Genomic DNA, 25,515 nt, shown 5'->3' on the forward strand with positions numbered 1-25,515 from the left:
TGTCAGGAGAGAAATGGCCGTCAACCTGGTCAATGTCGAGGCAGTCAGCAAGGTGTACGGAACACGCGCCCTGCTCGACGGGGTCTCCCTCGGCGTCTCGGAGGGGGACCGTATCGGCGTCGTCGGCCGCAACGGCGACGGGAAGACCACCCTCATCCGGATGCTCGCCAAGCTCGAGGAGCCCGACACCGGCCGGGTCACCCAGAGCGGCGGTCTGCGGCTCGGCGTGCTGACGCAGCACGACTCGCTCGACCCGGAGGCGACCATCCGGCACGAGGTCATCGGGGACCTCGCCGACCACGAGTGGGCGGGCAACGCCAAGATCAGGGACGTGCTGACGGGGCTGTTCGACGGGCTCGACCTGTCCGGCTTCCCGCAAGGGCTCGACACCGTCATCGGACCGCTGTCCGGCGGTGAGCGCCGCCGTATCGCGCTCGCCAAGCTGCTGATCGCCGAGCAGGACCTGATCGTCCTCGACGAGCCGACCAACCACCTCGACGTCGAGGGCATCGCCTGGCTCGCCCGGCACCTCCGAACGCGCCGTTCCGCGCTCGTCTGCGTCACCCACGACCGCTGGTTCCTCGACCAGGTCTGCACCCGGATGTGGGACGTCCAGCGCGGCGACGTGTACGAGTACGAGGGCGGCTACTCCGACTACGTCTTCGCACGGGCCGAGCGGGAGCGGATCGCCGCGACCGAGGAGACCAAGCGGCAGAACCTGATGCGCAAGGAGCTGGCCTGGCTGCGGCGCGGCGCCCCCGCCCGTACGTCCAAGCCCCGCTACCGCATCGAGGCGGCGAACGAGCTGATCGCCGACGTGCCGCCGCCGCGTGACACGTCCGAGCTGATGAAGTTCGCCTCCGCCCGGCTCGGCAAGACGGTGTTCGACCTCGAGGACGTCACCGTCCAGGCCGGCCCCAAGGTGCTGCTGAAGCATCTGACCTGGCAGCTCGGCCCCGGCGACCGCATCGGTCTGGTCGGTGTCAACGGCGCCGGCAAGACGTCGCTGCTGCGCACGCTCGCCTCTGCGGCCTTCTCCGCAGGCGACGAGCAGCCCGTGGCGGGCCGGGTCACCGTCGGAAGGACCGTACGGCTCGCCTACCTCTCGCAGGACGTCACCGAACTGCCGCCCGCGCTGCGCGTGCTGGAGGCGGTCCAGCAGATCCGCGACCGGGTCGACCTCGGCAAGGGCCGGGAGATGACCGCGGGCCAGCTGTGCGAGCAGTTCGGCTTCGGCAAGGAGAAGCAGTGGACGCCCGTCGGCGACCTGTCGGGCGGCGAGCGGCGCCGGCTCCAGCTGTTGCGCCTGCTGATGGACGAGCCGAACGTCCTCTTCCTCGACGAGCCCACCAACGACCTCGACATCGAGACCCTGACCCAGCTCGAGGACGTGCTCGACGGCTGGCCCGGCACGATGGTGGTCATCTCGCACGACCGGTTCTTCCTCGAGCGGACCACGGACCGCACGTTCGCGCTGCTCGGCGACGGCACGCTGCGGATGCTGCCGCGGGGTATCGACGAGTACCTGGAGCGCAGGGCGCGGATCGTCGAGGCCGCCGTGCCGGCGCCGCCGCCCGCCCAGGCCGGCGCCGTCAAGGAGAAGTCGGCGGCCGACACCCGCGCGGCGAAGAAGGAACTCCAGCGGATCGAGCGGCAGCTCGACAAGGTCTCCGACAAGGAGGCCAAGCTGCACGCCCAGATCGCCGATAACGCCACAGACTTCGGAAAGGTCGCCAAACTGGACGCGGAGCTTCGCGAACTGTCGGCCGAGCGCGAGGAGTTGGAGATGCGCTGGCTCGAACTGGCGGAAGACGCCTGACCGGGCGGCTCCGGCCGCCCGTAGTGAAGCCGTGCAGAGCGCGTAACAACCCCATCACGGCCCGGTCCTCCCTTGGGAACAGGGGAGGACCGAACCCGCTTGCGACTCGTCACGGGTGATACAAAGAAGGCCCGCTCGACTGATGCAGAACAACGGGGTTCGTGTCCGAATCACTCCTTCCGGTCGATGCGCTTGCCGGAGGAGCGGGGGAGTTCGTCCGGGCAGCAGACCGTACGAAGGGGGAAGCGCAGATGGGGCAGCCGCCGCCTGCCGGTCGGTCACGACCCGAGGACCAGTGGCACCGGGTTCCGCACCCGCCCGCCCGCAGGCCCCCCGTCGCCCGGTCCCGCCACCGGGCCCACCCGCCGTTCCGCGTACTTCCGCCGTCGTGGCCCGCAGCGGCCGGCGGCCCGGCCCGCGGTGAGCAGAACCCCTTCCGAGCCGACGACGGCGACGGCGCGGTGACCGGAGCCGGCAGGTCCTCGGCCCGGCGGGACCGGCGTACCGCGAGGGCCCGCCCTTCCTCCCGGCGCCTGCCGTCCTCGCGCTCGGGGACTTTGCCGGGTGTGCGGCGAACACCGTGATGGCTTTCGGCAGATGAACGCGTCTGGGTCGTCCGGACATCCCCAACTCCTACTCGCATCTCCCACCCCATGAGGTAGTACGCCATGACGCAGCCGCCGAACCAGCCCCCGCAGGGAGGCTTCGGAGCCCCCCAGGATCCTCAGCAGGGAGCTCCGCAGCAGCCCCAGCCGCCCGTGCAGCCGCCGCAGATGCCGCCCGCCCCGCAGGGACCGCCGGTGGCGCCTCCGGGTGCGCCCGCGCCCGGTTACGGCTACCCGCAGCAGCCTCCCGGCCAGCCGGGCTACGGCTATCCGCAGCAGCCGGGGCCGTACGCGCAGCAGCCGGGCCCGTACAACCAGCAGCCCGGCGCGTACAACCAGCCGGGTCCGTACGGGCAATACCCCACCCAGCCGCAGTACCCGGGCGCGCCCGCGCCGGGCGGCGGTGGCGGGGGGAGCTTCTTCAAGGGGAAGACGGGCATCATCGTGGCCGCGTCGGCCGCCGCGCTGCTCGTCGTCGGCGGAGGTACCTGGTACGCCGTCAGCAGCGGCGACGAGAAGGAGGACAAGCCGGCCGTCGGCAAGTCCAGCGACGACCCGAAGCCGACCGGCTCGGCCTCCGTCGACCAGGGCGACGGAAGCGGCACCGGACGTGAGGGCGACGACGACCTCAACGCCGGCCGCAAGGACGGCGAGGCCAAGGTCCTGTTCCTGACGAAGAACGACGTCGACCTGCCCCGCAACGGTGCCGAGGTGTTCGGCCCGTGGGTGGCCGGCGACACCGTCGTCAAGGCCATGTACCGGGAGGTCGCCGGCTACTCGGTGACCGACGGCAGCAAGAAGTGGAGCGTGCCGCTCTCCGCCGAGGTGTGCTCGGCGCCGGCGCAGACCTCCGCCGACGGCAAGATCGTCATCGGTGTGAAGGACGGCCTCACCGAGAAGGCCAAGTGCAACGACCTCCAGATGATCGACCTGAAGACGGGCAAGGCGGGCTGGAAGAAGCCGATCCCGAAGGCGTCCGGCGCGTTCGCCTCGCTCTCCGACTTCACCCTGGCCATCAGCGGCACCACCCTCGCGGTGGGCGGCAGCGGCAACTCCTACGGCTTCTCGATGGCCGACGGCAAGCAGCTCTTCGGCAAGCCCGGCAGCGGCTGCAAGCCGTTCGCCTTCGCCGGCGGCCCCAAGCTGCTGGCCGGTGCGAGCTGCCCCACGGACGACTACGACAAGCCGAAGCAGCAGCTCCAGGAGATCGACCCCGCCAGCGGCAAGCCCCGGTGGACGTACAACACCCCCGAGGGCTGGGAGATCGACAAGGTCTACTCCGCGAGCCCGCTGGTCATCTCCATCACCCAGCGTGAGCCGGAGAAGAAGTGGTCGATCATCGCGCTGACCGACAACGGCAAGCTGCGCTCGCAGATCTCGGGCGGCAAGAACGACAAGTTCCAGCCGCGCTGCGGCGGCGCGTTCGTGATCTTCGGTCAGAACCTCGAGGGCTGCACCGGTGTCGCCGCCGACGCGAAGCACTTCTACATGGCCACGGAGACCGAGTACGGCAAGGCCAACGAGCTCGTCGCCTTCAGCCTCGACAGCGGCAAGGAGGCCTGGCGGGCACCGGCCGGCGAGGAGCGCAAGATGACGCCGCTGCGCATCGAGGGCGGCAACGTCCTCGTCTACATGCAGCCCTCGTACGACACGGGCGGCGGTGTCGCCACCGTCGCGCCGACCGGTGGGGCGCCGAAGATGCTGCTCCAGCACCCGGCCTCGACCGCCGAGATCGAGAACTCCTTCTACTCCCCGAAGATGGCGTACGCGGACGGCCGGTTCTTCATCGCCAGCGGTCGTGTGAGCGCGCCCGACGACAAGGCCGAGAAGGAGACGAAGACCATGATGGGCTTCGGCCAGTGACCGATTCCGCCGTCGTAGGACCCACCTTCCGTTCCCCAGAGGTAAGCAAGCCATGACGCAGCCGCCGCCACCGCCCAGTCAGCCGCCCGGCCCGCCGCCGGGGCAGCCCCCGAACCAGCCGCCGAACCAGCCGCCAGGTCAGCCCTCGGGCGGTGGCTACGGACTGGCCAAGGAGCCCCAGCAGCCGCCCGGCGGATACGGCACGCCCCCGCCTCCGCAGGCCCCGGCGCCCTACGGCCACCCGCAGACGCCCCCTCCGGCCGAGCCGGGCTACGGCTATCCCCAGACGCAGCCCCAGCCCCAGGCGCCCGCACCGGGAGCGGCGCCCTACGGCTACCCGCAGCACGGTGCGCCGCAGCCCGCCTACAGCGCGCCGACGCAGCCGATGATGCCGCAGCCCGCCGCGCCCTCCGGGGGCGGCGGACTGCTGAACAGGACGCAGCTGCAGATCGTCATCGCCGCGTTCGTCGCCATCGTGCTGATCATCGGCGGCGGCTTCTGGTACTCGTCCACCAAGGACGACGGCGGCAAGCAGGACGAGGCGAAGAACAGCTCCGGTGAGAACGGGGGCGGCAAGGGCGGCAAGGGCGACGACGCCCCGGCCGCCGCCGACGGCCCCGGCAAGGAGAAGGCCCCGGCCGACACCGCCTCCAAGGTCGCCTTCCAGCTGCCGATCCCCGCGCGCTTCGACGTGACGGGTGTGCCGGGCTCCTGGGTCACCGACAAGGCGTTCGTCAAGACGAGCGTCAACGCGATCGTGGCCCACGACGTGGCCAAGGGCACCGTGCTGTGGACCCTGGACCTGCCGGGCCAGGTGTGTGCCGCATCGCGTCACATGACCGACGACAACAAGACCGCGGTCGTCTTCGAGGCCACGAAGCGGGCCAAGGGCGACAAGGGCTACCCGCCGTGCTCCGAGGTCGGCGTCGTCGACCTCACCGCCGGCAAGCTGCTGTGGAGCAAGTCCGTCACCGGTGGCGCGAGCGGCGACGAGAAGGCCCGCTTCGACCAGGTCACCCTCAGCGGCAACACGGTGGCCGCCGGATACCTCGGCGGCAGCGCCGCGTTCGACCTGACGACCGGTGCGATTCGGTGGAAGCCCACCGTCGACGCCGAGGAGTGCCGGGACATCGGCTACGGCGGCGGCAAGGCGCTCGTCGCGGTGCGCCGCTGCGGTTCGTACGACAACGCGCAGGTGACCATCCAGCCGCTCAACCCGGAGAACGGCACCCCGCTCTCCTCGTACAAGATGCCGGCCGGTGTCGAGGACGCGCGGATCGTCTCCTCCGACCCGCTGGTCGTCGCCGCCGACGTCGGTGACACGGGAACCTTCGGCATCTCGGACTTCTTCTCGATCGACGGCAAGACCGGGAAGCTGCGCGCCAAGATCGCGGCGCCGGGCGACAAGTACCTCGCGAGGTGCTCCGCCAGCGACGGCGTCGAGGGCTGCCAGTTCGTCGTCGTCGGCAACGACAGGATCTACCTGCCGACGGAGGAGCACGAGGGCACCGGCGAGTCCTACTCGCGCACCAACGAGATCATCGCCTTCGACCTGGCGACCGGAAAGGCCGTCAGCGGCCGTGCGGACGCCGGTGAGGGGTACCACTCGCTGCCGCTGCGCATGGACGGTGGCAACATCATCGCCTACAAGTGGCCCCCCTACGACAAGGGCGGCCAGGTCGTCAGCATCAACGGCGCCACCCTGAAGGAGACCGTCCTGCTGGTGAACCCGGCGGACAAGACGGTCCGGGACGCCGAGACGAGCTTCGTGGAATCCGGCTCGGAGTACCACTTCAAGAACGGGCGGCTGTTCATCGCGGACGACACGCTGAGCGAGCCCGACTCGGGCAGCTCGAGCTCGTCGAAGTTCATGGCGATCTCCTTCGGCCCGAAGAGCTGATCCGCACCACGCGCCACCGCTCCACCGCTCCACCGCATCACCGCTCAACCGCACCGCGGCCCGGTCCCTCGCAGACGCGAGGGGCCGGGCCGCGGTCGTACCCCGGTCCTCCTCCTGATGCCTTCTTCCTGATGTCTGCTCTCAAGTGGACCTGTTTGGTGAAGAATTCGGCATTCCGGGGGGCTTCTGCCGAGTTAGGGACGCGCAATGTCGAACAAGCGTGTACCTTGCCGGGACTGACGGGGTAGCCGGGGAGGGCCGGGGGGCCGACTCCAGCGGGACGGGGGTTGCGCGATGGGCGTTCGGCTCATGGTGGTCGACGACCACAGGCTGCTCGCGGAGGCGCTCGCCTCCGCGCTGAAGCTGCGCGGGCACCGGGTGCTCGCGGCCGCGGCACCCGCGGCCGGAGCGGCCGACCTGGTCATAGCCAGGGCCCCGGAGGTGTGCCTGCTGGGCACGGCGACGCCCGCGGAGCCGGGCGCTTTCGACCCGGTCGTCCGCATCAAACGGGAGCGGCCGCAGGTGGCGGTGGTGGTCCTCGGGCCGGTACCGAGTCCGCGCGGGATAGCGGCGGCGTTCGCCGCCGGGGCCTCCGGATACGTGCGCCACGACGAGCGCATCGAGGGCGTGGAGCGGGCGTTGGTGAAGGCCCGGTCGGGGGAGGCGGTGGTGGCGCCTCAGCTGCTCCAGGGCGCGTTCGCCGAGCTGCTCAACCCGGCCGCGCAGCCGGACGACGAGGGCCAGCGGCTGCTGCAGCTGCTGACGCCGCGCGAGGTGGAGGTGCTGGTGCGGGTCGCCGAGGGCGAGGACACCAGGCTGATCGCCGTCGGCATGGGGATCGCGCCGAGCACGGCCCGTACCCATGTGCAGCGGGTGCTGATGAAGCTGGGCGTGGGCTCCCGGCTGGAGGCGGCGGCGCTCGCCGCCCGTACCGGTCTGCTGGACCGCGCGGCGTACGGGACTCCGCCCGGTCCCGGCGCGGCCTACTAGGGCGTCGCGGGCCCGGTCCGAGCGGACCACGGGACCCGGCGGCTCCGGCCGGTCGGTCGGCAGGTCACGACACCCGGACCGAACACGTTTCCTGATGCCTTTTGTTTGCTTCTCCGTGCGGGCCCGAGCAGGCCCCTGTGGGGGGCACCCATTGACCGGACTGTTGATTTGTGATTTCTTGTGTTCGGTTATGTTGGATGGGAGTGGTGAGGGAGCTCCGTGTGAAGAAGACGTCGACCCGGCTCGCCGACGGCCGTGAGTTGCTCTACTACGACTCGCGCGACGACGCCGTCCGTGATGCCGTCGACCTCCGGCCCCTCGAAGCCGTCGCCACCACGGCCGAGATCCGGCGCGACGAGCTGCTCGGCGACCAGGTCGCCATCGCCTCCCACCGGCAGGGCCGCATCTACCACCCGCCGGCCGACGAATGCCCGCTGTGCCCCTCGCGCGACGGCCGCCTCAGCGAGATTCCGGCAGCCGACTACGACGTCGCCGTCTTCGAGAACCGCTTCCCCTCGCTGGCCGGCGACTCCGGCCGCTGCGAGGTCGTCTGCTTCACCTCGGACCACGACGCGTCCTTCGCCGATCTCACCGAGGAGCAGGCCGGGCTGGTCCTCGAGGCGTGGACGGACCGCACGGCGGAGCTCGCCGAACTGCCCCAGGTCAAGCAGGTCTTCTGCTTCGAGAACCGGGGCGCCGAGATCGGCGTCACGCTCGGGCACCCGCACGGGCAGATCTACGGCTACCCGTTCGTGACCCCGCGCACGGAGCTGATGCTCCGTTCGACGGCCGCCCACCACGCGGCGACCGGGCGCAACCTCTTCGACGACCTCGTCCGGCGCGAGCGTGAGGAAGGGGTGCGGGTGGTGCTGGAGGGCGAGCACTGGATCGCCTTCGTGCCGTACGCGGCGCACTGGCCGTACGAGGTGCACCTCCACCCGAAGCGGCGGGTGCCCGACCTCCGGGCGCTGGACGACGCGGCACGCACAGAATTCCCACAGATCTATCTGGAACTCTTGAGACGCTTCGACCGGATCTTCGGGCCCGGCGAACCGCCCACGCCGTACATCGCCGCCTGGCACCAGGCGCCGTTCGAAGGCGAGGGAAGGGACGCCTTCGGTCTCCATCTCGAGCTTTTCACCATCCGCCGCACTTCCGGCAAGCTGAAGTTCCTCGCCGGTTCCGAATCCGGTATGAGCGTGTTCATCAATGATGTGCCGCCGGAGGCCGCGGCGATGCGACTGCGAGAGGTAGCGAGCGAGTGAGCAAGAAGTACCTGGTCACAGGTGGTGCGGGATACGTCGGCGGTGTGGTGGCACAGCACCTTCTGGAGGCCGGTCACGAGGTGACCGTGCTCGACGACCTCTCCACCGGGTTCCGCGAAGGGGTGCCCGCGGGCGCCGGGTTCATCGAGGGCCGCATCCAGGACGCGGCCCGCCACCTGGACGGCTCGTACGACGGGGTGCTGCACTTCGCGGCCTTCTCGCAGGTCGGCGAGTCCGTCGCCGAGCCGGAGAAGTACTGGGCGAACAACGTCGGCGGCACCATGGAACTGCTCGCGGCCATGCGCTCCGCGGGCGTGCGCACGCTGGTCTTCTCCTCCACCGCGGCCACCTACGGCGAGCCGGTCTCCACCCCCATCACCGAGTCCGACCCGACCGCGCCCACCAGCCCCTACGGCGTCACCAAGCTCGCGGTCGACCACATGATCACCGGTGAGGCGGCGGCCCACGGTCTCGCGGCGGTCTCGCTGCGGTACTTCAACGTCGCCGGGGCCTACGGCGCCCAGGGCGAACGCCACGACCCCGAGTCGCACCTGATCCCGCTGGTGCTCCAGGTCGCCCTCGGCCGGCGCGAGTCGATCTCCGTCTACGGCGACGACTACCCGACCCCGGACGGCACCTGCGTCCGCGACTACATCCACGTCGCGGACCTGGCGGAGGCCCATCTCCTCGCGCTCGACGCCGCCACCGCCGGTGAACATCTGATCTGCAACCTCGGCAACGGCAACGGCTTCTCGGTGCGCGAGGTCATCGAGACCGTCCGCGAGGTCACCGGTCACCCGGTGCCCGAGGTGGTCGCGGAGCGGCGGGGCGGCGATCCCGCCGTCCTGGTCGCCTCCGCCGCGAGGGCCCAGGAGCGCCTGGGCTGGAAGCCGAGCCGCGCCGACCTGGCCGGCATCGTGTCCGACGCCTGGGCATTCGCCCGCAGGAGGGAGAACGGGTCATGAGTTCCACGGGCGAGGGTGTGTGGGCGGCACCCGGCAGGGTGAACCTGATCGGTGAACACACCGACTACAACGACGGTTTCGTGATGCCCTTCGCGCTGCCGCACACCACGGTGGCGACCGTCTCGCGCCGTGACGACGGCGTGCTGCGGCTGACCTCCACGGACATGGACGGCGGCCCGGTCGAACTGCGCGTCGACGACCTCGCCCCCGGGGGCCCCGGCGGCTGGACCGACTACCCGGCGGGCGTCGTCTGGGCGCTGCGCGACGCCGGCCACCGGGTCGGCGGCGCGGACATCCACTACGAGTCGACCGTGCCCACCGGCGCCGGTCTCTCCTCGTCCGCGGCGATCGAGGTCGTCACCGCCCTCGCCCTGAACGATCTGTACGAACTCGGCCTGGAGCGTTGGCGCATGGCCCGCCTGTGCCAGCGTGCGGAGAACGTCTACGTCGGCGCCCCGACCGGCATCATGGACCAGACGGCCTCCGCCTGCTGCACCGAGGGCCACGCCCTGTACCTGGACACCAGGGACCTCTCCCAGCGGCAGGTCCCCTTCGACCTGGCCGCTCACGGGCTGGAACTCCTCGTCGTGGACACCCGGGTGAAGCACGCCCACAGCGACGGTGAGTACGGCAAACGTCGCGCGGGCTGCGAGGCGGGAGCGGCGGCGCTGGGCGTGACCGCCCTGCGGGACGTCCCGTACGACTCGCTGGAGGAGGCGCTCGGCCGTCTCGAGGACCCGGAGGTGCGCTCCCTGGTCCGGCACATCGTCACCGAGAACCACCGGGTGGAGCGGGTGATCGCTCACCTGGAGGCCGGCGAGGTCAGGGCCATCGGGCCGGTGCTGACCGAGGGGCACGCCTCACTTCGTGACGACTTCCGCGTCTCCTGCCGGGAGTTGGACCTCGTCGTGGACACCGCGCTGTCGGCCGGCGCGCTGGGGGCCCGGATGACCGGCGGCGGTTTCGGCGGCTCGGCGATCGTCCTGACGGAGACGTCCGCCTCCCCGCTGGTGGCGAAATCCGTCGAGGAGGCCTTCGCGGCGGCCTCGCTGGAGCAGCCGCGTGTCTTCACCGCCGTCCCGTCGGCGGGGGCCCGCCGCTTGTCCTAAGGGCCTCTCGTTCGGATCTTGCCGGGCTCCGGCCTGATCCGAACGACAGACCCCGGCGGCAGGGGCTTCGAGGGGAGCCCGGCCGGGAGGAACCCGGGGCGGGCCGGGCGACCAGGGGTGCGCCCGGCCCGCCCCTCGTTGTTCTGTTCTGTGCGTGCGCCGGGCAAAACCTCTCGCCGCTGGTCCACTTGGGTCTCGATCCGGAACATCGGACACACCCCGCACAACGCCGCCGATCAGTTCTGCACATAGCCTTCCGCTGCCGCCGCACGTCCGTACTCTGAACCACAGCACCGGTGGGGGCCGGTGTCGATCAGGGGGCGAGAGCGCCGGGTACGGCGCCCGGGGCGGGGTATCAGTCACAGCACGGCGGTGGCCGGGCGATGCGCTGTACCCCCGCCCTTCGGGCGGCGTACCCGTGCCGGTCCGTCCTCCGACACTGGGGGTGTCCTGTGGTTCGTATCCGGGTCCTGGTCGTGGACGACCACCGCATCTTCGCCGAGTCGCTCGCCGCGGCCCTGGCGGCGGAGCCCGATGTGGAGGTCGCTGCGGCAGGCAGCGGCCCCGCGGCGCTGCGCTGCCTGGAACGGGCCGCGGCGGAGGGCCGCCGGTTCGACGTGATGCTGGTGGACGCCGATCTGGGGGCGGCGGGCGCGGTGCCGCCGCCGAGGGCCGCCCCGGTGGCCCGTGCGGTGCCGGAGACCGGCGGGGGCGCCGTCGTCGACGGGATCTCCCTGGTCGCGGGCGTCCGCTCGCTCCAGCCCGCGCTGCGCTCCGTCGTCCTCGCTCAGAAGGACGACGCCCGGCGTGCCGCCCTGGCCCTCCAGGCGGGCGCCTCCGGCTGGGTCGCCAAGGACTGTTCGCTGCAACGCCTGCTGGCGGTGATCCGCGGGGTGCTGCGGGACGAGACGCACCTGGCGCCGGCGCTGCTCACCGGCGTGCTGCGGGAGATGACCGCGGCCCGCAAGCACCGCACGGAGAGCGAGCGGCTGGTGGAGTCGCTGACCCCGCGCGAGCAGGAGGTGTTGCGGTGCATGGTCGCGGGCCTGGGGCGCAAAGCCGTCGCCGAGCGCCTCTTCCTCTCGCCGCACACCGTGCGTACGCATATGCAGAACGTGCTGGGGAAGCTGGGCGTGCACTCCACGCTCGCCGCCGTCGCGCTGGCCCGCCGGGCCGGAGTGGGGCCCGCCGAGCTCGACCCGGGACCCGCCCTAGCCGGGGATGTTGTCGAACGGGGCGGTCAACTGGCGTAGCAGTGCGGCCAGTTCCGCGCGCTGGGCGCCCGAGAGCTCGGAGAGGATCGCCCGCTCCTGGGCGAGCAGTCCGGCCAGTGCCTGGTCCGCGCGGTCGCGGCCCTCGGGCGTCAGCCGCACCAGGACGCCGCGCCGGTCGCTGGGGTCGGGCAGCCTCTCCACCAGGTTCTTCTTGGCGAGGCGGTCGATGCGGTTGGTCATCGTCCCGGAGGTCACGAGCGTCTGGGTGAGCAGCTGGCCGGGCGAGAGCTGGTACGGCGCGCCGGCCCGCCGCAGCGAGGTCAGCACGTCGAACTCCCACGGCTCGAGCTGATGCTCCGAGAACGCGATGCGACGGGCCCGGTCGAGGTGGCGGGCGAGCCTGGAGACGCGGCTGAGCACCTCGAGCGGTTCCACGTCGAGGTCCGGGCGCTCACGGCGCCATGCTGCGACCAGTCGATCGACCTCGTCCTCCATGTCGATCAGTGTAGAGGGTCTGTCGACATGAAGTCTCTTGACATCAAGATATATTTTTGTGGACTATTGGGCATGGTCGGGCCGGAACACGCTTCCGTTTCGGCTTTCCGTTCCTGCGAGGGGGACTCCACCATGCATTCCGCGCCTACTTGGGACCCAGAGCAGTACCTCCGCCACGCCGGGCACCGCACCCGTCCCTTCCTGGACATGCTCGCCCGCATACCCACGCTGCCCGCCGCCGGCCGGCCCGCCCGGATCGCCGACATCGGCTGCGGGCCCGGCAATGTCACCGCACTGCTCGCCGACCGGTGGCCCGACGCGCACATCACCGGATTCGACCTCTCCCCGGAGATGCTCGCCCAGGCGGAGAAGGAACACGCGGGCACCACGGCGGGCGGCGGCTGGCTGGACTTCCGGCCCGCCGACGCCGCGCACTGGACCCCGGACGAGACCTACGACCTGATCGTCTCCAACGCGGCCCTCCAGTGGGTGCCCAACCACCCCGAGTCCTTCGCGGTCTGGCTCGACGGCCTCGCCCCCGGCGGCACCCTCGCCTTCCAGGTCCCCGGCAACTTCACCTCGCCCAGCCACGCCCTGCTCGGCGAGCTCTGTGAGACCCCCCAGTGGCGCGCCCGTCTCGGCGACCACGGCCGGCGCTACGTCCACATCCTCGAGCCCGCCGACTACCTCACCCGCCTCGCCGACCTCGGCTGCGACGCGGACGCCTGGGAGACCACGTACCTCCAGCTCCTCGGCGGCGAGGACCCGGTGCTGGACTGGGTGAAGGGCACCGCCCTGCGGCCGGTGCTCACCGAACTCGCCGACGACCCGGCGGCGCAGGAGGAGTTCCTCGCCCAGTACCGGGACCTGCTCCGCAAGGCGTACCCTCCGGGTCCCCACGGCACGGTGTTCCCCTTCCGGCGGATCTTCGCCGTCGCGCGCAAGGTGTCGTGACGCAGGCGTCCAGGGCAAAGACGCAGGAGCGCCCCGCCGCGGTGGTCACCGCGAGCGGGGCGCTCTCGTTCGCCGGACGGGATCAGAACAGACCGTTGTAGGTGTTCCAGCCGCTGCCGACCAGGACCTTGGCGTTGAAGCCGCCCCTGCCGTTGGCGTCGTAGCGGTACAGGTTGCCGTCGGAGTTGCGGCCGACCAGGTCGCCGCGGCCGTCGCCGTTCATGTCGCCCGGCGCCACCAGCTTGTTGTAGGTGTTCCAGCCGCTGCCGATGAGCTTCTTCGCCTTGAACGGCGAGGAGGCGACCCCGGTACCCGAGTACAGGTACAGCTTGCCGTCCGTGGCGCGCGCGATCAGGTCGGCGCGGCCGTCGCCGTCGACGTCACCGGCGCCGGTCAGGACGCTGAACTGGCCCCAGCCGCTGCCGATCTTCGTGCGGGAGGCGAACCCGGCGCCGGTGCCGTAGCCGCGGTACAGCCACAGCACGCCGGCGCTGTCCCTGGCGATCAGGTCGCCCTTGCCGTCGCCGGACAGGTCACCCGGGCCGACCAGGGAGTTGTAGATCCCCCAGCCGCTGCCGACGACCCCGTCGCCCGCCATGTCGTTGTAGTTGTAGAGCGTGCCCTCGTAGACCTCGATCAGGTCGGCGAAGCCGTCGCCGTCGAAGGACGACGTCAGCGACAGCCTGGACCCGCCCCAGCCCTCACCGATCCGGGCCCGCGTGGAGAACGTGCCGTCGTTCTCCACGACGTAGTCGTACAGGACGCCGCTCTTGTCGACGCCGATCAGCTCGCCCTTGCCCCACGCCGGGTTGTTGCCGGAGCCGGCGAACTGGGAGACGTAGTTCCAGCCCGAGCCGCCCTCCTCCCTCGGCTTCAGGGCACCTGTGCCGGTGGAGACGTACAGGTACAGCACGCCGGCCTGGGTGCGGCCGACGAGGTCGCCGAGACCGTCACCGTCGATGTCGTCCCAGCTGAACAGCTGGTTGTACGCGTTCCAGCCGCTGCCGACCTTGACCCGCTCCTTGAAGGGGCGGGTCGGCTCGCCGGTACCGGAGTAGAAGTACAGCTCACCGGCCGTGTTACGGGCGAACAGGTCGGCGATGGCGTCGCCGTTGGTGTCGTTCACGCCGACGATCTGGTCGTACTGGCCCCAGCCGCCACCCACATTGACCTTGGCCGCGAACGGCTCGACGGCCGTCCCGCCCTTGGCCCGGTACAGGAAGAGCTCACCGGCGGGGTTGCGGGCCAGCACGTCGCCGACGCCGTCACCGGTCAGGTCGCCCGGTGAGAACACCTTGTTGAACTGCTGCCAGCCGGTGCCCGACCACACCAGGTCTCCGCCGTACGGAGTGCTGGCGTACGACGAGAGCCTGCCGGTCTCGGACAGGGTGAAGTGCGTCGGCGTGTCCGGCGCCGCCGGGTCGAGACCGGCGATGGAGAACGCGTCCTTGTACATCTCGGAGCTGTTGCCGAGCGGGTACTGGTACGTGTCCGCGCTGCCGCTCGCGGACACCCAGTACTGGCCGTCCCACGCGCGGTGCAGCAGATCGCTGGAGCCGTCTCCGTCGACGTCGCTGCGGGGCCGGGCGACGGCGATCTCCGCGCCGAAGGAAGGGCTGTCGGCGGCGGGCTCGTCCGAGCGGAGGCGCGGAAGCGTCGGCTTCCGCAGGTCCTCCACGCTCGGGACGGCACGCTCGACCGGCGCGTGAGGCGCCGGGTTGTCGTCCGCGTGCGCCGGCACGGCGGCGAGCAGCATGCCCGCCGACAGGGCCAGTGCCGTGCACGTCGCGACACGGCGTCCGCGGCGCGCGACTGCGGGACGGCCGGATTCCACTGAAGTCAAAGTCCCCCCCTGGGGAAATGTCGTGAGTTCAACCTCGTGACGAGGGACAAGCACTCATCAAGACCAACAGGAGGGGGCCATGGATGTACGGAAAACGCGATCAGTTCTGATCAGTTCTTGCGGTGCCCTATCAGCCTCGGCTTCTGCTCCAGACCGTCGAGTCCGTGCCACGCCAGGTTCACCAGATGGGCGGCGACCTCCGCCTTCTTCGGGCGGCGGGCGTCGAGCCACCACTGGCCCGTCAGGGCCACCATGCCGACCAGGGCCTGCGCGTACAGCGGCGCGAGCTTGGGGTCGAAGCCGCGGTTCTTGAACTCCATGCCCAGGATGTCCTCGACCTGGGTGGCGATGTCGCTGATGAGCGACGCGAACGTGCCCGTCGACTGGGCGACGGGCGAATCGCGCACCAGGATGCGGAAACCGTCCGTGTACGTCTCGATGTAGTCCAGCAGGGCGAAGGCCGCCTGCTCCAGCAGCTCACGCGGGTGCCCGGCGGTCAGCGCCCCCGTCACCATGTCGAGCAGCTGCCGCATCTCGCGGTCCACGACGACCGCGTACAGACCCTCCTTGCCGCCGAAGTGCTCGTACACGACCGGCTTGGACACCCCCGCCTTGGCCGCGATCTCCTCGACGGACGTGCCCTCGAAGCCCTTCTCCGCGAAAAGGGCGCGGCCGATGTCCAACAGCTGCTCACGGCGCTCGGCGCCGGTCATGCGCACTCGTCGGGCGCGCCTGCCGCCCGACGCCCTGGTCTTGTCCGGACTGCCGATACTTCCGTCACTCGCCACGACGTCAATCATGCCGCGTTTGCGGCGTCGCCCTTGCGGCGGGTTTCGCCGCGGCCCGAGTCGTCACGTCGCGCGTCGAGCCGGGACTGCTGCGGCCAGCGCACGTCGTACGCCCAGCCCGCCTTCTCGAACCAGCGGATCAGCCGCGCGCTGGAGTCGAGCTGGCCGCGGAGCACACCGTGCCGGGCGCTCGTCGGGTCGGCGTGGTGCAGGTTGTGCCACGACTCGCCGCAGGACAGCACCGCCAGCCACCACACGTTCCCCGAGCGGTCGCGGGACTTGAAGGGGCGCTTGCCCACGGCGTGGCAGATCGAGTTGATCGACCAGGTCACATGGTGCAGCAGGGCCACACGGACCAGCGAGCCCCAGAAGAAGGCGGTGAACGCGCCCCACCACGACATCGTCACCAGGCCACCGACCAGGGGCGGGATCGCCAGCGACAGGATCGTCCAGTAGATGAAGTCGCGCGAGATCCGGCGGAGCGCCGGGTCCTTGATCAGATCCGGCGCGTACTTCTGCTGCGGCGTCTGCTCCTCGTCGAACATCCAGCCGATGTGCGCCCACCACAGGCCCTTCATCAGCGCCGGGACGGTCTCGCCGAACCGCCACGGGGAGTGCGGGTCGCCCTCGGCGTCGGAGAACTTGTGGTGCTTGCGGTGGTCGGCCACCCAGCGCACCAGCGGCCCCTCGACCGCCAGCGAACCCATGATCGCCAGGGCGATGCGGAGCGGCCGCTTCGCCTTGAACGAACCGTGGGTGAAGTAGCGGTGGAAACCGATCGTGATCCCGTGGCAGCCGATGTAGTACATGGCCACCAGCAGGCCGATGTCGAGCCAGCTCACGCCCCAGCCCCAGGCCAGCGGCACCGCCGCCAGCAGCGCGAGGAAGGGGACCGTGATGAACAGGAGCAGAGTGATCTGCTCGATCGACCGCTTGCTGTCACCGCCTCGGGTGGCGGAGGGGAGCGGGGAGTCCGGAGTGCCGGCTACGTCGTCCAGCAGATCGGGGCTTGTGGTCATGAGGGTTCCCTGGGGGTGGGGAGAGAGGGGACGGACGCCTGGCTACGGATCCGTAACCTACGGCGACGTAAGTATGGCAGTGCGGGGCGGCACGGCAAGAGACCTGTGGACAACGCCGGACGAACGGCCACCTATCCTGGGTGGCGTCGGACAGCGCGGTCCGCAAGCCTCCAGTACCCCTCCAGACGTGCTCAAACACTGCAAGGAGCCGCACCTGTGAGCAGTGCCGACCAGACCCCCACCGCCAGTGCAGAACTGCGTGCCGACATCCGCCGACTGGGCGATCTTCTCGGCGAGACCCTCGTCCGCCAGGAGGGCCCGGAACTTCTCGACCTCGTCGAGCGGGTCCGCGCCCTGACACGCACCGACGGTGAGGCCGCCGCCGAGCTGCTGGGCGACACCGACCTGGAGACCGCGGCCAAGCTGGTCCGCGCCTTCTCCACGTACTTCCACCTCGCCAACGTCACCGAGCAGGTGCACCGGGGCCACGAGATGCGCGCGAGGCGCGCCGCGGAGGGCGGACTCCTCGCCATCACCGCCGACCGGCTCAAGGACGCGGACCCGCAGCACCTGCGCGAGACCGTGAAGAACCTGAACGTACGGCCCGTCTTCACCGCCCACCCGACGGAGGCCGCCCGGCGCTCCGTGCTCAACAAGCTCCGCCGCATCGCCGAGCTGCTGGAGAGCCCGGTCATCGCGGCCGACCGTCGCCGCCACGACCTTCGGCTCGCCGAGCACATCGACCTGATCTGGCAGACCGACGAGCTGCGGGTCGTCCGCCCCGAGCCCGCCGACGAGGCCCGCAACGCCATCTACTACCTCGACGAGCTGCACGCCGGCGCCGTCGGCGACGTCCTGGAGGACCTCGCCGCCGAGCTCGAGCGGGTCGGCGTCGAGCTGCCCCCCGGCACCCGCCCGCTCACCTTCGGCACCTGGATCGGCGGCGACCGCGACGGCAACCCGAACGTCACCCCCGCCGTCACCTGGGAGGTGCTGATCCTCCAGCACGAGCACGGCATCACCGACGCCATCGAGGTCATCGACTACCTCCGCGGCCTGCTGTCGAACTCGATCCGCTACGCCGGAGCCACCGAGGAACTGCTCGCCTCACTGCAGACCGACCTCGAGCGGCTGCCCGAGATCAGCCCCCGCTACAAGCGCCTCAACGCGGAGGAGCCGTACCGGCTCAAGGCCACCTGCATCCGCCAGAAGCTCGTCAACACCCGCGAGCGCCTCGCCAAGGGCACGCCCCACGAGGACGGCCGCGACTACCTGGGCACCGCCGAGCTCATCGCGGACCTCACCCTGATCCAGACGTCCCTGCGCGAGCACCGCGGCGGCCTCTTCGCCGACGGCCGCATGGACCGGGTCATCCGCACCCTGTCCGCGTTCGGCCTCCAGCTCGCCACCATGGACGTCCGCGAGCACGCCGACGCCCACCACCACGCGCTCGGCCAGCTCTTCGACCGGCTCGGCGAGGAGTCGTGGCGGTACGCGGACATGCCGCGCGACTACCGGCAGAAGCTTCTCGCCAAGGAACTCCGCTCCCGGCGCCCCCTCGCGCCGACCCCGGCACCGCTGGACGCCGCGGGACAGAAGACCCTCGGCGTCTTCCACACGGTCAAGGAGGCCTTCGAGCGGTTCGGCCCCGAGGTCATCGAGTCGTACATCATCTCGATGTGCCAGGGCGCGGACGACGTGTTCGCCGCCGCGGTCCTCGCCCGTGAGGCCGGTCTGATCGACCTGCACGCCGGCTGGGCGAAGATCGGCATCGTGCCGCTGCTGGAGACGACCGACGAGCTGAAGGCCGCGGACGTCATCCTCGAGGGCATGCTCGCCGACCCCTCCTACCGCCGGCTCGTCTCGCTGCGCGGCGATGTCCAGGAGGTCATGCTCGGCTACTCCGACTCCTCCAAGTTCGGCGGCATCACCACCTCCCAGTGGGAGATCCACCGCGCCCAGCGCAGGCTGCGTGACGTCGCCCACCGCCACGGCGTGCGGCTGCGTCTCTTCCACGGCCGCGGCGGCACCGTCGGCCGCGGCGGCGGCCCCTCCCACGACGCGATCCTCGCGCAGCCCTGGGGCACGCTCGAGGGCGAGATCAAGGTGACCGAGCAGGGCGAGGTCATCTCCGACAAGTATCTGATCCCGTCCCTGGCCAGGGAGAACCTCGAGCTGACGGTCGCCGCCACGCTCCAGGCCTCCGCCCTGCACACGGCGCCCCGCCAGTCCGACGAGGCGCTGTCGCGCTGGGACGCGGCCATGGACACCGTCTCCGACGCCGCGCACGCCGCCTACCGCAGGCTGGTCGAGGACCCGGACCTGCCGGCGTACTTCTTCGCCGCCACCCCCGTGGACCAGCTCGCCGAACTGCACCTCGGCTCGCGTCCCTCGCGCCGTCCCGACTCGGGCGCCGGCCTCGACGGACTGCGGGCCATCCCGTGGGTGTTCGGCTGGACGCAGTCGCGGCAGATCGTGCCGGGCTGGTTCGGTGTCGGCTCCGGCCTCAAGGCGCTGCGCGAGGCCGGTCTGGACACCGTGCTCGCGGAGATGCACGGCAACTGGCACTTCTTCCGCAACTTCATCGCCAACGTGGAGATGACGCTCGCCAAGACGGACCTGCGGATCGCCCGCCACTACGTCGACACGCTGGTGCCGGAGAACCTCAAGCACGTCTTCGAGGTCATCGAGGCCGAGCACGCGCTCACCGTCAGCGAGGTGCTGAAGGTGACGGGCAACGACGAACTGCTCGGCTCCAACCCGGTGCTCCAGCAGACGTTCGCCATCAGGGACGCCTACCTGGACCCGATCTCCTACCTCCAGGTGGCGCTGCTCAAGCGGCAGCGTGACGCGGCCGAGCGTGGCGAGGAGGCGGACCCGTTGCTGGCCCGCGCCCTGCTGCTGACGGTCAACGGCGTCGCGGCCGGCCTGCGCAACACCGGCTGACGCCGGGGCGGCATGAAGGTGCCCCCGCCGGCCGCTGACATGCAGCGGCCGGCGGGGGCACCGTCGTTCAGGCACCGTCGTTCAGGCACCGGCGTTCAGCGGGCCGTCCGTTCAGTGCTGACGGCCGGCGGTGCGGCGTCGTGCCAGCAGGTAGCCGCCGGTCGCGACAAGCGCCGCGGCGGCGGCAGCGAGCGCGCCGACGGGGGCGCCGTTGCCCGTCTCCGCCAGGTCGCCGCTCGCGCCGTCGGCGGACGGCGCGGGACCGTCGCCGCCACCGGGCGCGGAGGCGGCCGGGCTCGAGGCGTCGGGCGCGGTCGGAGTGCTGCTCGGCTCCTCGCCGGGCTTGCCGGACGGGGTGGTGGACGGCGTGGCTGACGGGGCGGGGCCCTCGCCCTCGCAGTCGGTCTTGAAGACCTTGTGCTTGGCGCTGCCGTGCTCGCCCTCGAAGTTCCAGAACAGCTTGTACTGGCCGTCGGGCAGGGTCAGGTCCTCGGTGCGCTCGTGTCCGTCGGCGTCGAGGGTGATCGAACCGGCCTTGACCGAGGTTCCCTTGTCGAGGTCGTTGGCCGCCCAGGCCTCGATGTGCCAGTCGACCTTCTGGCCGGCATCGAAACCGAAGGCGTCGAGGTAGAAGGTGCAGACCTTCGGCTCGTTCTTGCGGAGTTCCTCGCCGGTCGTCGCATCGTGGATCTTCACGGTGCCGTTGTCGCCGGGCGGTGTGGCGAGGGCGGCCGGGGCCGCCGTCAGGGAGAGCGCTGCGGCGGCCAGCAGGGCGCCGGTGGCAGTGAGCGTGCGCATGGGCAGTCCATCGGTGAGAGGGGGAGGCCGTGGGGGGCGGCTCAGCGTCCTCGTGAACCGGGGGACGGGTCAATACACCGCGCGCCGCATCCGCACCAAGAGTTCCCGCTCGTCCCGATAGTCCGGATAACGATCAGGTGAATGCGCGGTTCCGCTACGGCACTTGGGCCTGTCGGCCCGGGTCACAGCGCCAGGAACGACGCCAGCAGCAGCGCCCCGCCGACACCCGCCGCGCCCCACGCCAGCCGCGTGAGCCGCAGGCCGCCGCCGATCACCAGGGCCGCCAGCAGCAGCGCCCCGCCCAGGGGCACCCACGCGTACAGGCCGCCGGCGGGGCCCGTGCGTACCGCCTCGGCCGTGCCCGGCTTCAGTACGACGTCCAGCGTCCTGCCCTTCTTCACCGCGACGGACTTCTCGATCGTCACCTGCGCGCGGTCGGGCGCCGGCGCCTTCGGCGTGTACGCGCCGGTGCAGGTGTCGTCGTCGCAGCGCGTGACGGCGAGTGTGCCGTGCTCACGGCCCTTGGAGAGCATGATGTGCTGCGCGGTGCCCCACGACGACCAGAAGCCGGCGACCAGCAACAGGAGGGCGACGAGCGCCATTGCCGCGCCCCGCGCGAGGACCAGTATCCGGCCGGAGGAGTTCCGCTTCATGGCCCGTGATCCTTGGCCATAGGGCTACGCCGGGTCAACCTCGACCGGTCGGCGCCGGGGGTCGTACGCCTCGGTGGCGCGTCCGGGGCCGCCTGCGTCGCGCACGCGGGCAGCGGCCTACGGGACCCGTTCGTGGCACCCGGTACGAGCGCCTGGAGGGCGCTCGCGGAGGTCCGCCGCTACTTCTTGGCGCCCCAACCGCCTTACGGGGCGCGGGCTCCGGCGGCTGCCCAGCAGGCGGGCCCGGCCTTTCGCTCCGCAGCACGGCCCCCGCGCCGATCGGTACAGGCGACGCGCGGCTCACGCGGTCCGCGTGGCGGCGCCTGTGGGGGCCGGTGCGTGGCGCGTCCGCGCCGCCCAGCGCGTCGCCGGGCCCAGGGCGCAGGACGTCACCAGGAACAGGCCGCCGAGCAGCAGCCATCCCGCCGCGCCCGAGCCCATCAGCAGCGCGGTGAGCAGCAGTGGTCCCGCCGAGCGGGCGATGGTGACGCCTGCGCCGAAGAAGCCCTGGTACTCGCCGATGCGGCCGGCCGGCGCCAGGTCGAAGCCGAGCTGCCAGGCCCCGGCCGACTGGAGCATCTCGGCGGCGACCAGCAGGACCGAGCCGCCGACCAGGGCGGTGATCGCGACCCAGGGCGGAGTCCCCGCGGAGACGGCGAAGGTCGCGCAGGTGAGGAGCATCAGGACGCCGGACCGGCGGACGGCACGGGCGGCCGTGCCGAGTCCGGTGACCGAGCGGGCAGTGCGGACCTGGAAGAGCACCACGGCACCGGTGTTGAGGATGAAGAGCGCCGAGACGAGCCACTCGGGGGCGTCCGTGCGCTCGGTGATCCACAGGGGGAGACCGAGGCTGAGCAGCGGCATGCGCAGCAGCAGCACGGTGTTGAGGAGCGTCACGACGGCGTACGGCCGGTCCCGCAGCACTTCCAGCTTCGCGCCCCGGGCGACGTGCACCGGCGCTACGGCCGGCAGTCGCAGCAGGACGAGCGCGCACAGCAGAAAGCTCAAGGCGTCGATCGCGAAGACCGCGAGATACGCGGACCTGGTTCCGACGGACAGCGCGACCCCGCCGAGCCCGGCGCCCACGGCGAGGCCCGCGTTCAGCGTCGACTGCAGGTGGGCCAGGGCGCCCGTGCGCTCCTCCTTGGCCACCAGACCGGCGAGCAGCGCCTGCCGGGCGGCGGCGAGGCCCGACTGGGCGGTGGCGTAGAGGCAGGCGGCGGCGAGGAACGGCAGGAAGTCCCGTACGGCCAGGAACGACGCGACCGCCGCGCCGGTCGCCAGGGCGAGCAGCACCGCCGTGCCGCGTGGGCCCCGGCGGTCCGCGACCCGGCCGAGCGGCACGCCGACGACCGAGCCGACGGCCCAGGCCACGGTCAGGCCGAGGCCGATCCTGGTGGGCGGGAGTCCGACCACGTGCGTGAAGTACAGGGCCGAGGTGACGTAATACGCGCCGTCGCCCACGGAGTTGCTCAACTGGGCGAGGGCCAGCGTCCGTTGCGGTCCCGCGGGCGGAAGGAGATTCGGCATGGCTGCGACGGTACGCAGCCGTCGGCCCCTGTGGGCAGGACAATCGGGCGCCCCGCGGGTGGGCCACTTGGCACCGCGGCGCCGAACAGTCGTGACTGCGTACGGGCCGTGGCCGTGGCCGCGGTGGGGCGGGGACCGGCCGCTCAGGAGTTGTACGTGCCCTGCGCCCGCTCGAGGCCGTCGATCACCAGGCACTCCACCGCGTCGGCCGCGCGGTCCACGAAGTAGTCCAGTTCCTTGCGTTCGGCCGAGGAGAAGTCCTTCAGCACGAAGTCCGCGACCTGCATCCGTCCCGGCGGCCGGCCGATGCCGAAGCGCACCCGGTGGTAGTCCGGACCCATCGCCTTGGTCATGGACTTCAGGCCGTTGTGCCCGTTGTCCCCGCCGCCCAGCTTCAGCCGCAGGGTGCCGTAGTCGATGTCCAGTTCGTCGTGGACGGCGACGATGTTCGACGTCGGCACCTTGTAGAAGTCGCGCAGCGCCGTCACCGGGCCGCCGGACAGATTCATGTACGACATCGGCTTGGCCAGGATCACCCGCCGGTTCGACGGTCCCGGAGCCCCGATCCGGCCCTCCAGTGCCTGAGCCTGCGCCTTGCCCGCCCGCTTGAAGGAGCCGCCGATGCGCTCGGCCAGCAGGTCGGCCACCATGAAGCCGACGTTGTGGCGGTTCGCCGCGTAGCCGGGACCGGGATTGCCGAGGCCCACGATCAGCCAGGGGGCGTTCGTGTCGGACATCTGCGCTGCGTCTCCTCGTAAGGACGGCCGTGGACAGGGGAACGGGGTGGCGGGCCGCAGCCCGCCACCCCGTCGGTCGTCAAGCTCGGGAAGAGCTTACGGCTCAGGCCTCGGCGGCCTCTTCGCCCTCGCCCTCGGCGCCCTCGGCGGCCGGCTCCTCGGCCTGCGCGGCCAGGACCTGCAGGACGACGGTGTCGTCCTCGACCGTCAGCGTGGTGCCCTTGGGCAGGGTGATGTCCTTGGCCAGGACGGAGTCACCGGCGGACAGGCCCTCGATGGAGACCGTGACGGACTCGGGGATGTGGGTGGCCTCGGCCTCGACCGGCAGGGCGTTCAGCACGTGCTCGACCAGGAAGGCGCCCGGCGCCAGGTCGCCCTCGGTGTGGACCGGGATGTCGACGCTGACCTTCTCGCCGCGCTTCACGAGAAGCAGGTCGACGTGCTCCAGGAAGCCCTTCAGCGGGTCGCGCTGCACGGCCTTCGGGATGGCCAGCTCGCTCGTGCCACCGAGGTCCAGGGAGATCAGGACGTTCGGGGTGCGCAGGGCGAGCAGCAGCTCGTGGCCCGGCAGCGTGACGTGGACCGGGTCGGTGCCGTGACCGTAGAGGACGCCGGGGACCTTGTTGTCACGGCGGATACGGCGGGCAGCGCCCTTGCCGAACTCGGAACGGCGCTCGGCGGTGAGCTTCACCTCGGACATGTGCACTCCTCGTATTGAGCAGAAATCTGGTGGCGGTCACCCGGCCACGACAGGCCTGCTACGAAGAGCGCGTCGATAACGGACCGCCGCACGAAAAAGTGCGGCCTCCCTCGCCGAGCAACTTCGACAGTCTACCCAGCACGATCCCTCAAGCCCAAAGTGGATCACTCCGGCGTGCGCGGGGCGGATCCCCGCGGCATGCGCAAGGGCCGCCCCGCGCGATGCGGGGCGGCCCTTGAGGAACGTTACGCCTGGCCGTTGTGCCGGGCCGTCGCGTCCGTCGCGCCGGTCCGTCAGGCCTGCTCCTCGAAGAGGCTCGTCACGGAGCCGTCCTCGAAGACCTCACGCACGGCACGGGCGATCGTCGGCGCGATCGACAGCACCTTGATCTTGTCGAGCTCCAGCTCGCCGGGGGTCGGCAGCGTGTTCGTCAGGACGAACTCGCTCACCTTCGAGTTCTTCAGGCGGTCGGCCGCCGGCCCGGACAGGATGCCGTGCGTCGCCGTCACGATCACGTCCTCCGCGCCGTGCGCGAAGAGCGCGTCCGCCGCGGCGCAGATGGTGCCGCCCGTGTCGATCATGTCGTCGACCAGGACGCAGACGCGGCCCTTGACCTCACCGACGACCTCGTGGACGGTCACCTGGTTGGCGACGTCCTTGTCGCGGCGCTTGTGGACGATCGCCAGCGGCGCGTCCAGCCGGTCGCACCAGCGGTCCGCCACGCGCACACGGCCGGCGTCCGGGGAGACGATCGTCAGCTTGTCGCGGTCGACCTTGGCGCCCACGTAGTCGGCGAGCACCGGCAGCGCCGACAGGTGGTCCACGGGGCCGTCGAAGAAGCCCTGGATCTGGTCCGTGTGGAGGTCCACCGTGAGGATGCGGTGGGCACCCGCGCACTTCAGCATGTCGGCGATCAGACGGGCCGAGATGGGCTCACGGCCGCGGTGCTTCTTGTCCTGGCGGGCGTAGCCGTAGGACGGGATGATCACGGTGATGCTCCGCGCGGAGGCCCGCTTCAGAGCGTCGATCATGATCAACTGCTCCATGATCCACTTGTTGATGGGCGCCGTGTGGCTCTGGATCAGGAAGCAGTCCGCACCGCGGGCGGACTCCTGGAAGCGGACGTAGATCTCGCCGTTGGCGAAGTCGAAAGCCTTCGTCGGGACGAGGCCGACACCCAACTGGTGTGCAACCTCCTCGGCCAGCTCGGGGTGGGCGCGGCCGGAGAAGAGCATCAGCTTCTTCTCGCCGGTCGTCTTGATCCCGGTCACAGCACTGTCTCCTCAGACGTGTTCTCTGGTCGCGGAAGTCAGGGCACCAGG

At 71.1% G+C, this 25,515-nt stretch carries 20 protein-coding genes; 10 read left to right on the plus strand and 10 right to left on the minus strand.

Annotated features, from left to right (window positions below; genetic code table 11):
- Positions 1-13 precede the first annotated feature (13 nt).
- From SPRI_RS21770 to SPRI_RS21805, 8 genes are all read left to right on the plus strand, one after another.
- Positions 14-1,819, plus strand: coding sequence for an ABC-F family ATP-binding cassette domain-containing protein (locus SPRI_RS21770; protein ID WP_005316545.1), 1,806 nt, complete (start codon positions 14-16; stop codon positions 1,817-1,819).
- 668 nt (positions 1,820-2,487) lie between these two features.
- On the plus strand, positions 2,488-4,287 hold the full coding sequence (locus SPRI_RS21775) for an outer membrane protein assembly factor BamB family protein (RefSeq protein ID WP_005316547.1): 1,800 nt from the start codon (positions 2,488-2,490) through the stop codon (positions 4,285-4,287).
- 52 nt (positions 4,288-4,339) lie between these two features.
- The gene (locus SPRI_RS21780; protein ID WP_037774447.1) at positions 4,340-6,187 is read left to right on the plus strand and encodes an outer membrane protein assembly factor BamB family protein; all 1,848 of its coding nucleotides are present in this window, start codon (positions 4,340-4,342) and stop codon (positions 6,185-6,187) included.
- 294 nt (positions 6,188-6,481) lie between these two features.
- On the plus strand, positions 6,482-7,177 hold the full coding sequence (locus SPRI_RS21785; protein ID WP_005316554.1) for a helix-turn-helix transcriptional regulator: 696 nt from the start codon (positions 6,482-6,484) through the stop codon (positions 7,175-7,177).
- 221 nt (positions 7,178-7,398) lie between these two features.
- On the plus strand, positions 7,399-8,442 hold the full coding sequence (gene galT, locus SPRI_RS21790) for a galactose-1-phosphate uridylyltransferase (protein ID WP_037774448.1): 1,044 nt from the start codon (positions 7,399-7,401) through the stop codon (positions 8,440-8,442).
- Positions 8,439-9,407, plus strand: a complete 969-nt coding sequence (gene galE / locus SPRI_RS21795; protein ID WP_005316558.1) for a UDP-glucose 4-epimerase GalE — start codon at positions 8,439-8,441, stop codon at positions 9,405-9,407. Before galT ends, galE begins: the two co-directional genes overlap by 4 nt.
- Complete coding sequence (gene galK, locus SPRI_RS21800) at positions 9,404-10,516, plus strand: galactokinase (protein ID WP_053557198.1); 1,113 nt, start codon at positions 9,404-9,406, stop codon at positions 10,514-10,516. Before galE ends, galK begins: the two co-directional genes overlap by 4 nt.
- A 452-nt stretch (positions 10,517-10,968) precedes the next feature.
- A complete protein-coding gene (locus SPRI_RS21805; protein ID WP_037774450.1) occupies positions 10,969-11,769 on the plus strand; it encodes a response regulator transcription factor in 801 nt (266 codons plus the stop codon).
- On the opposite strand, the gene SPRI_RS21810 is transcribed toward SPRI_RS21805, so the two are convergent.
- Positions 11,728-12,225, minus strand: a complete 498-nt coding sequence (locus SPRI_RS21810; RefSeq protein WP_005316568.1) for a MarR family winged helix-turn-helix transcriptional regulator — start codon at positions 12,223-12,225, stop codon at positions 11,728-11,730. The two genes, SPRI_RS21805 and SPRI_RS21810, sit on opposite strands and share 42 nt — an antisense overlap.
- A 132-nt stretch (positions 12,226-12,357) precedes the next feature.
- Between SPRI_RS21810 and SPRI_RS21815 the strand changes: the two genes are divergently transcribed.
- On the plus strand, positions 12,358-13,179 hold the full coding sequence (locus SPRI_RS21815; protein ID WP_037776695.1) for a trans-aconitate 2-methyltransferase: 822 nt from the start codon (positions 12,358-12,360) through the stop codon (positions 13,177-13,179).
- 82 nt (positions 13,180-13,261) lie between these two features.
- Here SPRI_RS21815 and SPRI_RS21820 read toward each other — a convergent pair whose 3' ends face one another.
- From SPRI_RS21820 to SPRI_RS21830, 3 genes are all read right to left on the minus strand, one after another.
- Positions 13,262-15,013 (minus strand): FG-GAP repeat domain-containing protein, encoded by a 1,752-nt coding sequence (locus SPRI_RS21820; protein WP_037774452.1) that lies wholly within the window; start codon positions 15,011-15,013, stop codon positions 13,262-13,264.
- Positions 15,014-15,132: 119 nt separating this feature from the next.
- A complete protein-coding gene (locus SPRI_RS21825) occupies positions 15,133-15,822 on the minus strand; it encodes a TetR/AcrR family transcriptional regulator (RefSeq protein WP_182327669.1) in 690 nt (229 codons plus the stop codon).
- Positions 15,819-16,829, minus strand: coding sequence for an acyl-CoA desaturase (locus SPRI_RS21830; RefSeq protein ID WP_005316577.1), 1,011 nt, complete (start codon positions 16,827-16,829; stop codon positions 15,819-15,821). Before SPRI_RS21830 ends, SPRI_RS21825 begins: the two co-directional genes overlap by 4 nt.
- 216 nt (positions 16,830-17,045) lie before the next feature.
- Here SPRI_RS21830 and ppc point away from each other — a divergent pair, with 216 nt between their 5' ends.
- Positions 17,046-19,775 (plus strand): phosphoenolpyruvate carboxylase, encoded by a 2,730-nt coding sequence (ppc, locus tag SPRI_RS21835; RefSeq protein ID WP_005316579.1) that lies wholly within the window; start codon positions 17,046-17,048, stop codon positions 19,773-19,775.
- Between the two features lie 111 nt (positions 19,776-19,886).
- On the opposite strand, the gene SPRI_RS21840 is transcribed toward ppc, so the two are convergent.
- The 6 genes from SPRI_RS21840 to SPRI_RS21865 all read right to left on the minus strand — a co-directional run bounded on the left by SPRI_RS21840 (position 19,887) and on the right by SPRI_RS21865 (position 25,464).
- Complete coding sequence (locus tag SPRI_RS21840) at positions 19,887-20,573, minus strand: LPXTG cell wall anchor domain-containing protein (RefSeq protein ID WP_005316581.1); 687 nt, start codon at positions 20,571-20,573, stop codon at positions 19,887-19,889.
- 182 nt (positions 20,574-20,755) lie between these two features.
- A complete protein-coding gene (locus tag SPRI_RS21845) occupies positions 20,756-21,226 on the minus strand; it encodes a hypothetical protein (RefSeq protein ID WP_005316584.1) in 471 nt (156 codons plus the stop codon).
- Between the two features lie 300 nt (positions 21,227-21,526).
- Positions 21,527-22,756: an MFS transporter gene (locus tag SPRI_RS21850; protein WP_053557199.1), complete on the minus strand. Its 1,230-nt coding sequence runs from the start codon at positions 22,754-22,756 to the stop codon at positions 21,527-21,529.
- 143 nt (positions 22,757-22,899) lie between these two features.
- On the minus strand, positions 22,900-23,493 hold the full coding sequence (gene pth / locus SPRI_RS21855; RefSeq protein WP_005316587.1) for an aminoacyl-tRNA hydrolase: 594 nt from the start codon (positions 23,491-23,493) through the stop codon (positions 22,900-22,902).
- A 103-nt stretch (positions 23,494-23,596) separates the two neighbouring features.
- Complete coding sequence (locus tag SPRI_RS21860; protein ID WP_005316588.1) at positions 23,597-24,193, minus strand: 50S ribosomal protein L25/general stress protein Ctc; 597 nt, start codon at positions 24,191-24,193, stop codon at positions 23,597-23,599.
- A 293-nt stretch (positions 24,194-24,486) separates the two neighbouring features.
- The gene (locus SPRI_RS21865) at positions 24,487-25,464 is read right to left on the minus strand and encodes a ribose-phosphate diphosphokinase (protein ID WP_005316590.1); all 978 of its coding nucleotides are present in this window, start codon (positions 25,462-25,464) and stop codon (positions 24,487-24,489) included.
- Positions 25,465-25,515 lie beyond the last annotated feature (51 nt).

This window comes from Streptomyces pristinaespiralis (genome assembly GCF_001278075.1).
Taxonomy (GTDB): Bacteria; Actinomycetota; Actinomycetes; order Streptomycetales; family Streptomycetaceae; genus Streptomyces; species Streptomyces pristinaespiralis.

Coding starts and splice junctions, on each gene's coding strand:
- SPRI_RS21775 (WP_005316547.1), top strand. CDS start 2,488: ATGACGCAGCCGCCGAACCAGCCCCCGCAGGGAGGCTTCGGAGCCCCC.
- SPRI_RS21780 (WP_037774447.1), top strand. CDS start 4,340: ATGACGCAGCCGCCGCCACCGCCCAGTCAGCCGCCCGGCCCGCCGCCG.
- SPRI_RS21830 (WP_005316577.1), bottom strand. CDS start 16,829: ATGACCACAAGCCCCGATCTGCTGGACGACGTAGCCGGCACTCCGGAC.
- SPRI_RS21770 (WP_005316545.1), top strand. CDS start 14: ATGGCCGTCAACCTGGTCAATGTCGAGGCAGTCAGCAAGGTGTACGGA.
- pth (WP_005316587.1), bottom strand. CDS start 23,493: ATGTCCGACACGAACGCCCCCTGGCTGATCGTGGGCCTCGGCAATCCC.
- SPRI_RS21845 (WP_005316584.1), bottom strand. CDS start 21,226: ATGAAGCGGAACTCCTCCGGCCGGATACTGGTCCTCGCGCGGGGCGCG.
- SPRI_RS21840 (WP_005316581.1), bottom strand. CDS start 20,573: ATGCGCACGCTCACTGCCACCGGCGCCCTGCTGGCCGCCGCAGCGCTC.
- SPRI_RS21815 (WP_037776695.1), top strand. CDS start 12,358: ATGCATTCCGCGCCTACTTGGGACCCAGAGCAGTACCTCCGCCACGCC.
- SPRI_RS21850 (WP_053557199.1), bottom strand. CDS start 22,756: ATGCCGAATCTCCTTCCGCCCGCGGGACCGCAACGGACGCTGGCCCTC.
- SPRI_RS21860 (WP_005316588.1), bottom strand. CDS start 24,193: ATGTCCGAGGTGAAGCTCACCGCCGAGCGCCGTTCCGAGTTCGGCAAG.
- SPRI_RS21825 (WP_182327669.1), bottom strand. CDS start 15,822: ATGATTGACGTCGTGGCGAGTGACGGAAGTATCGGCAGTCCGGACAAG.
- galK (WP_053557198.1), top strand. CDS start 9,404: ATGAGTTCCACGGGCGAGGGTGTGTGGGCGGCACCCGGCAGGGTGAAC.
- SPRI_RS21785 (WP_005316554.1), top strand. CDS start 6,482: ATGGGCGTTCGGCTCATGGTGGTCGACGACCACAGGCTGCTCGCGGAG.
- SPRI_RS21810 (WP_005316568.1), bottom strand. CDS start 12,225: ATGGAGGACGAGGTCGATCGACTGGTCGCAGCATGGCGCCGTGAGCGC.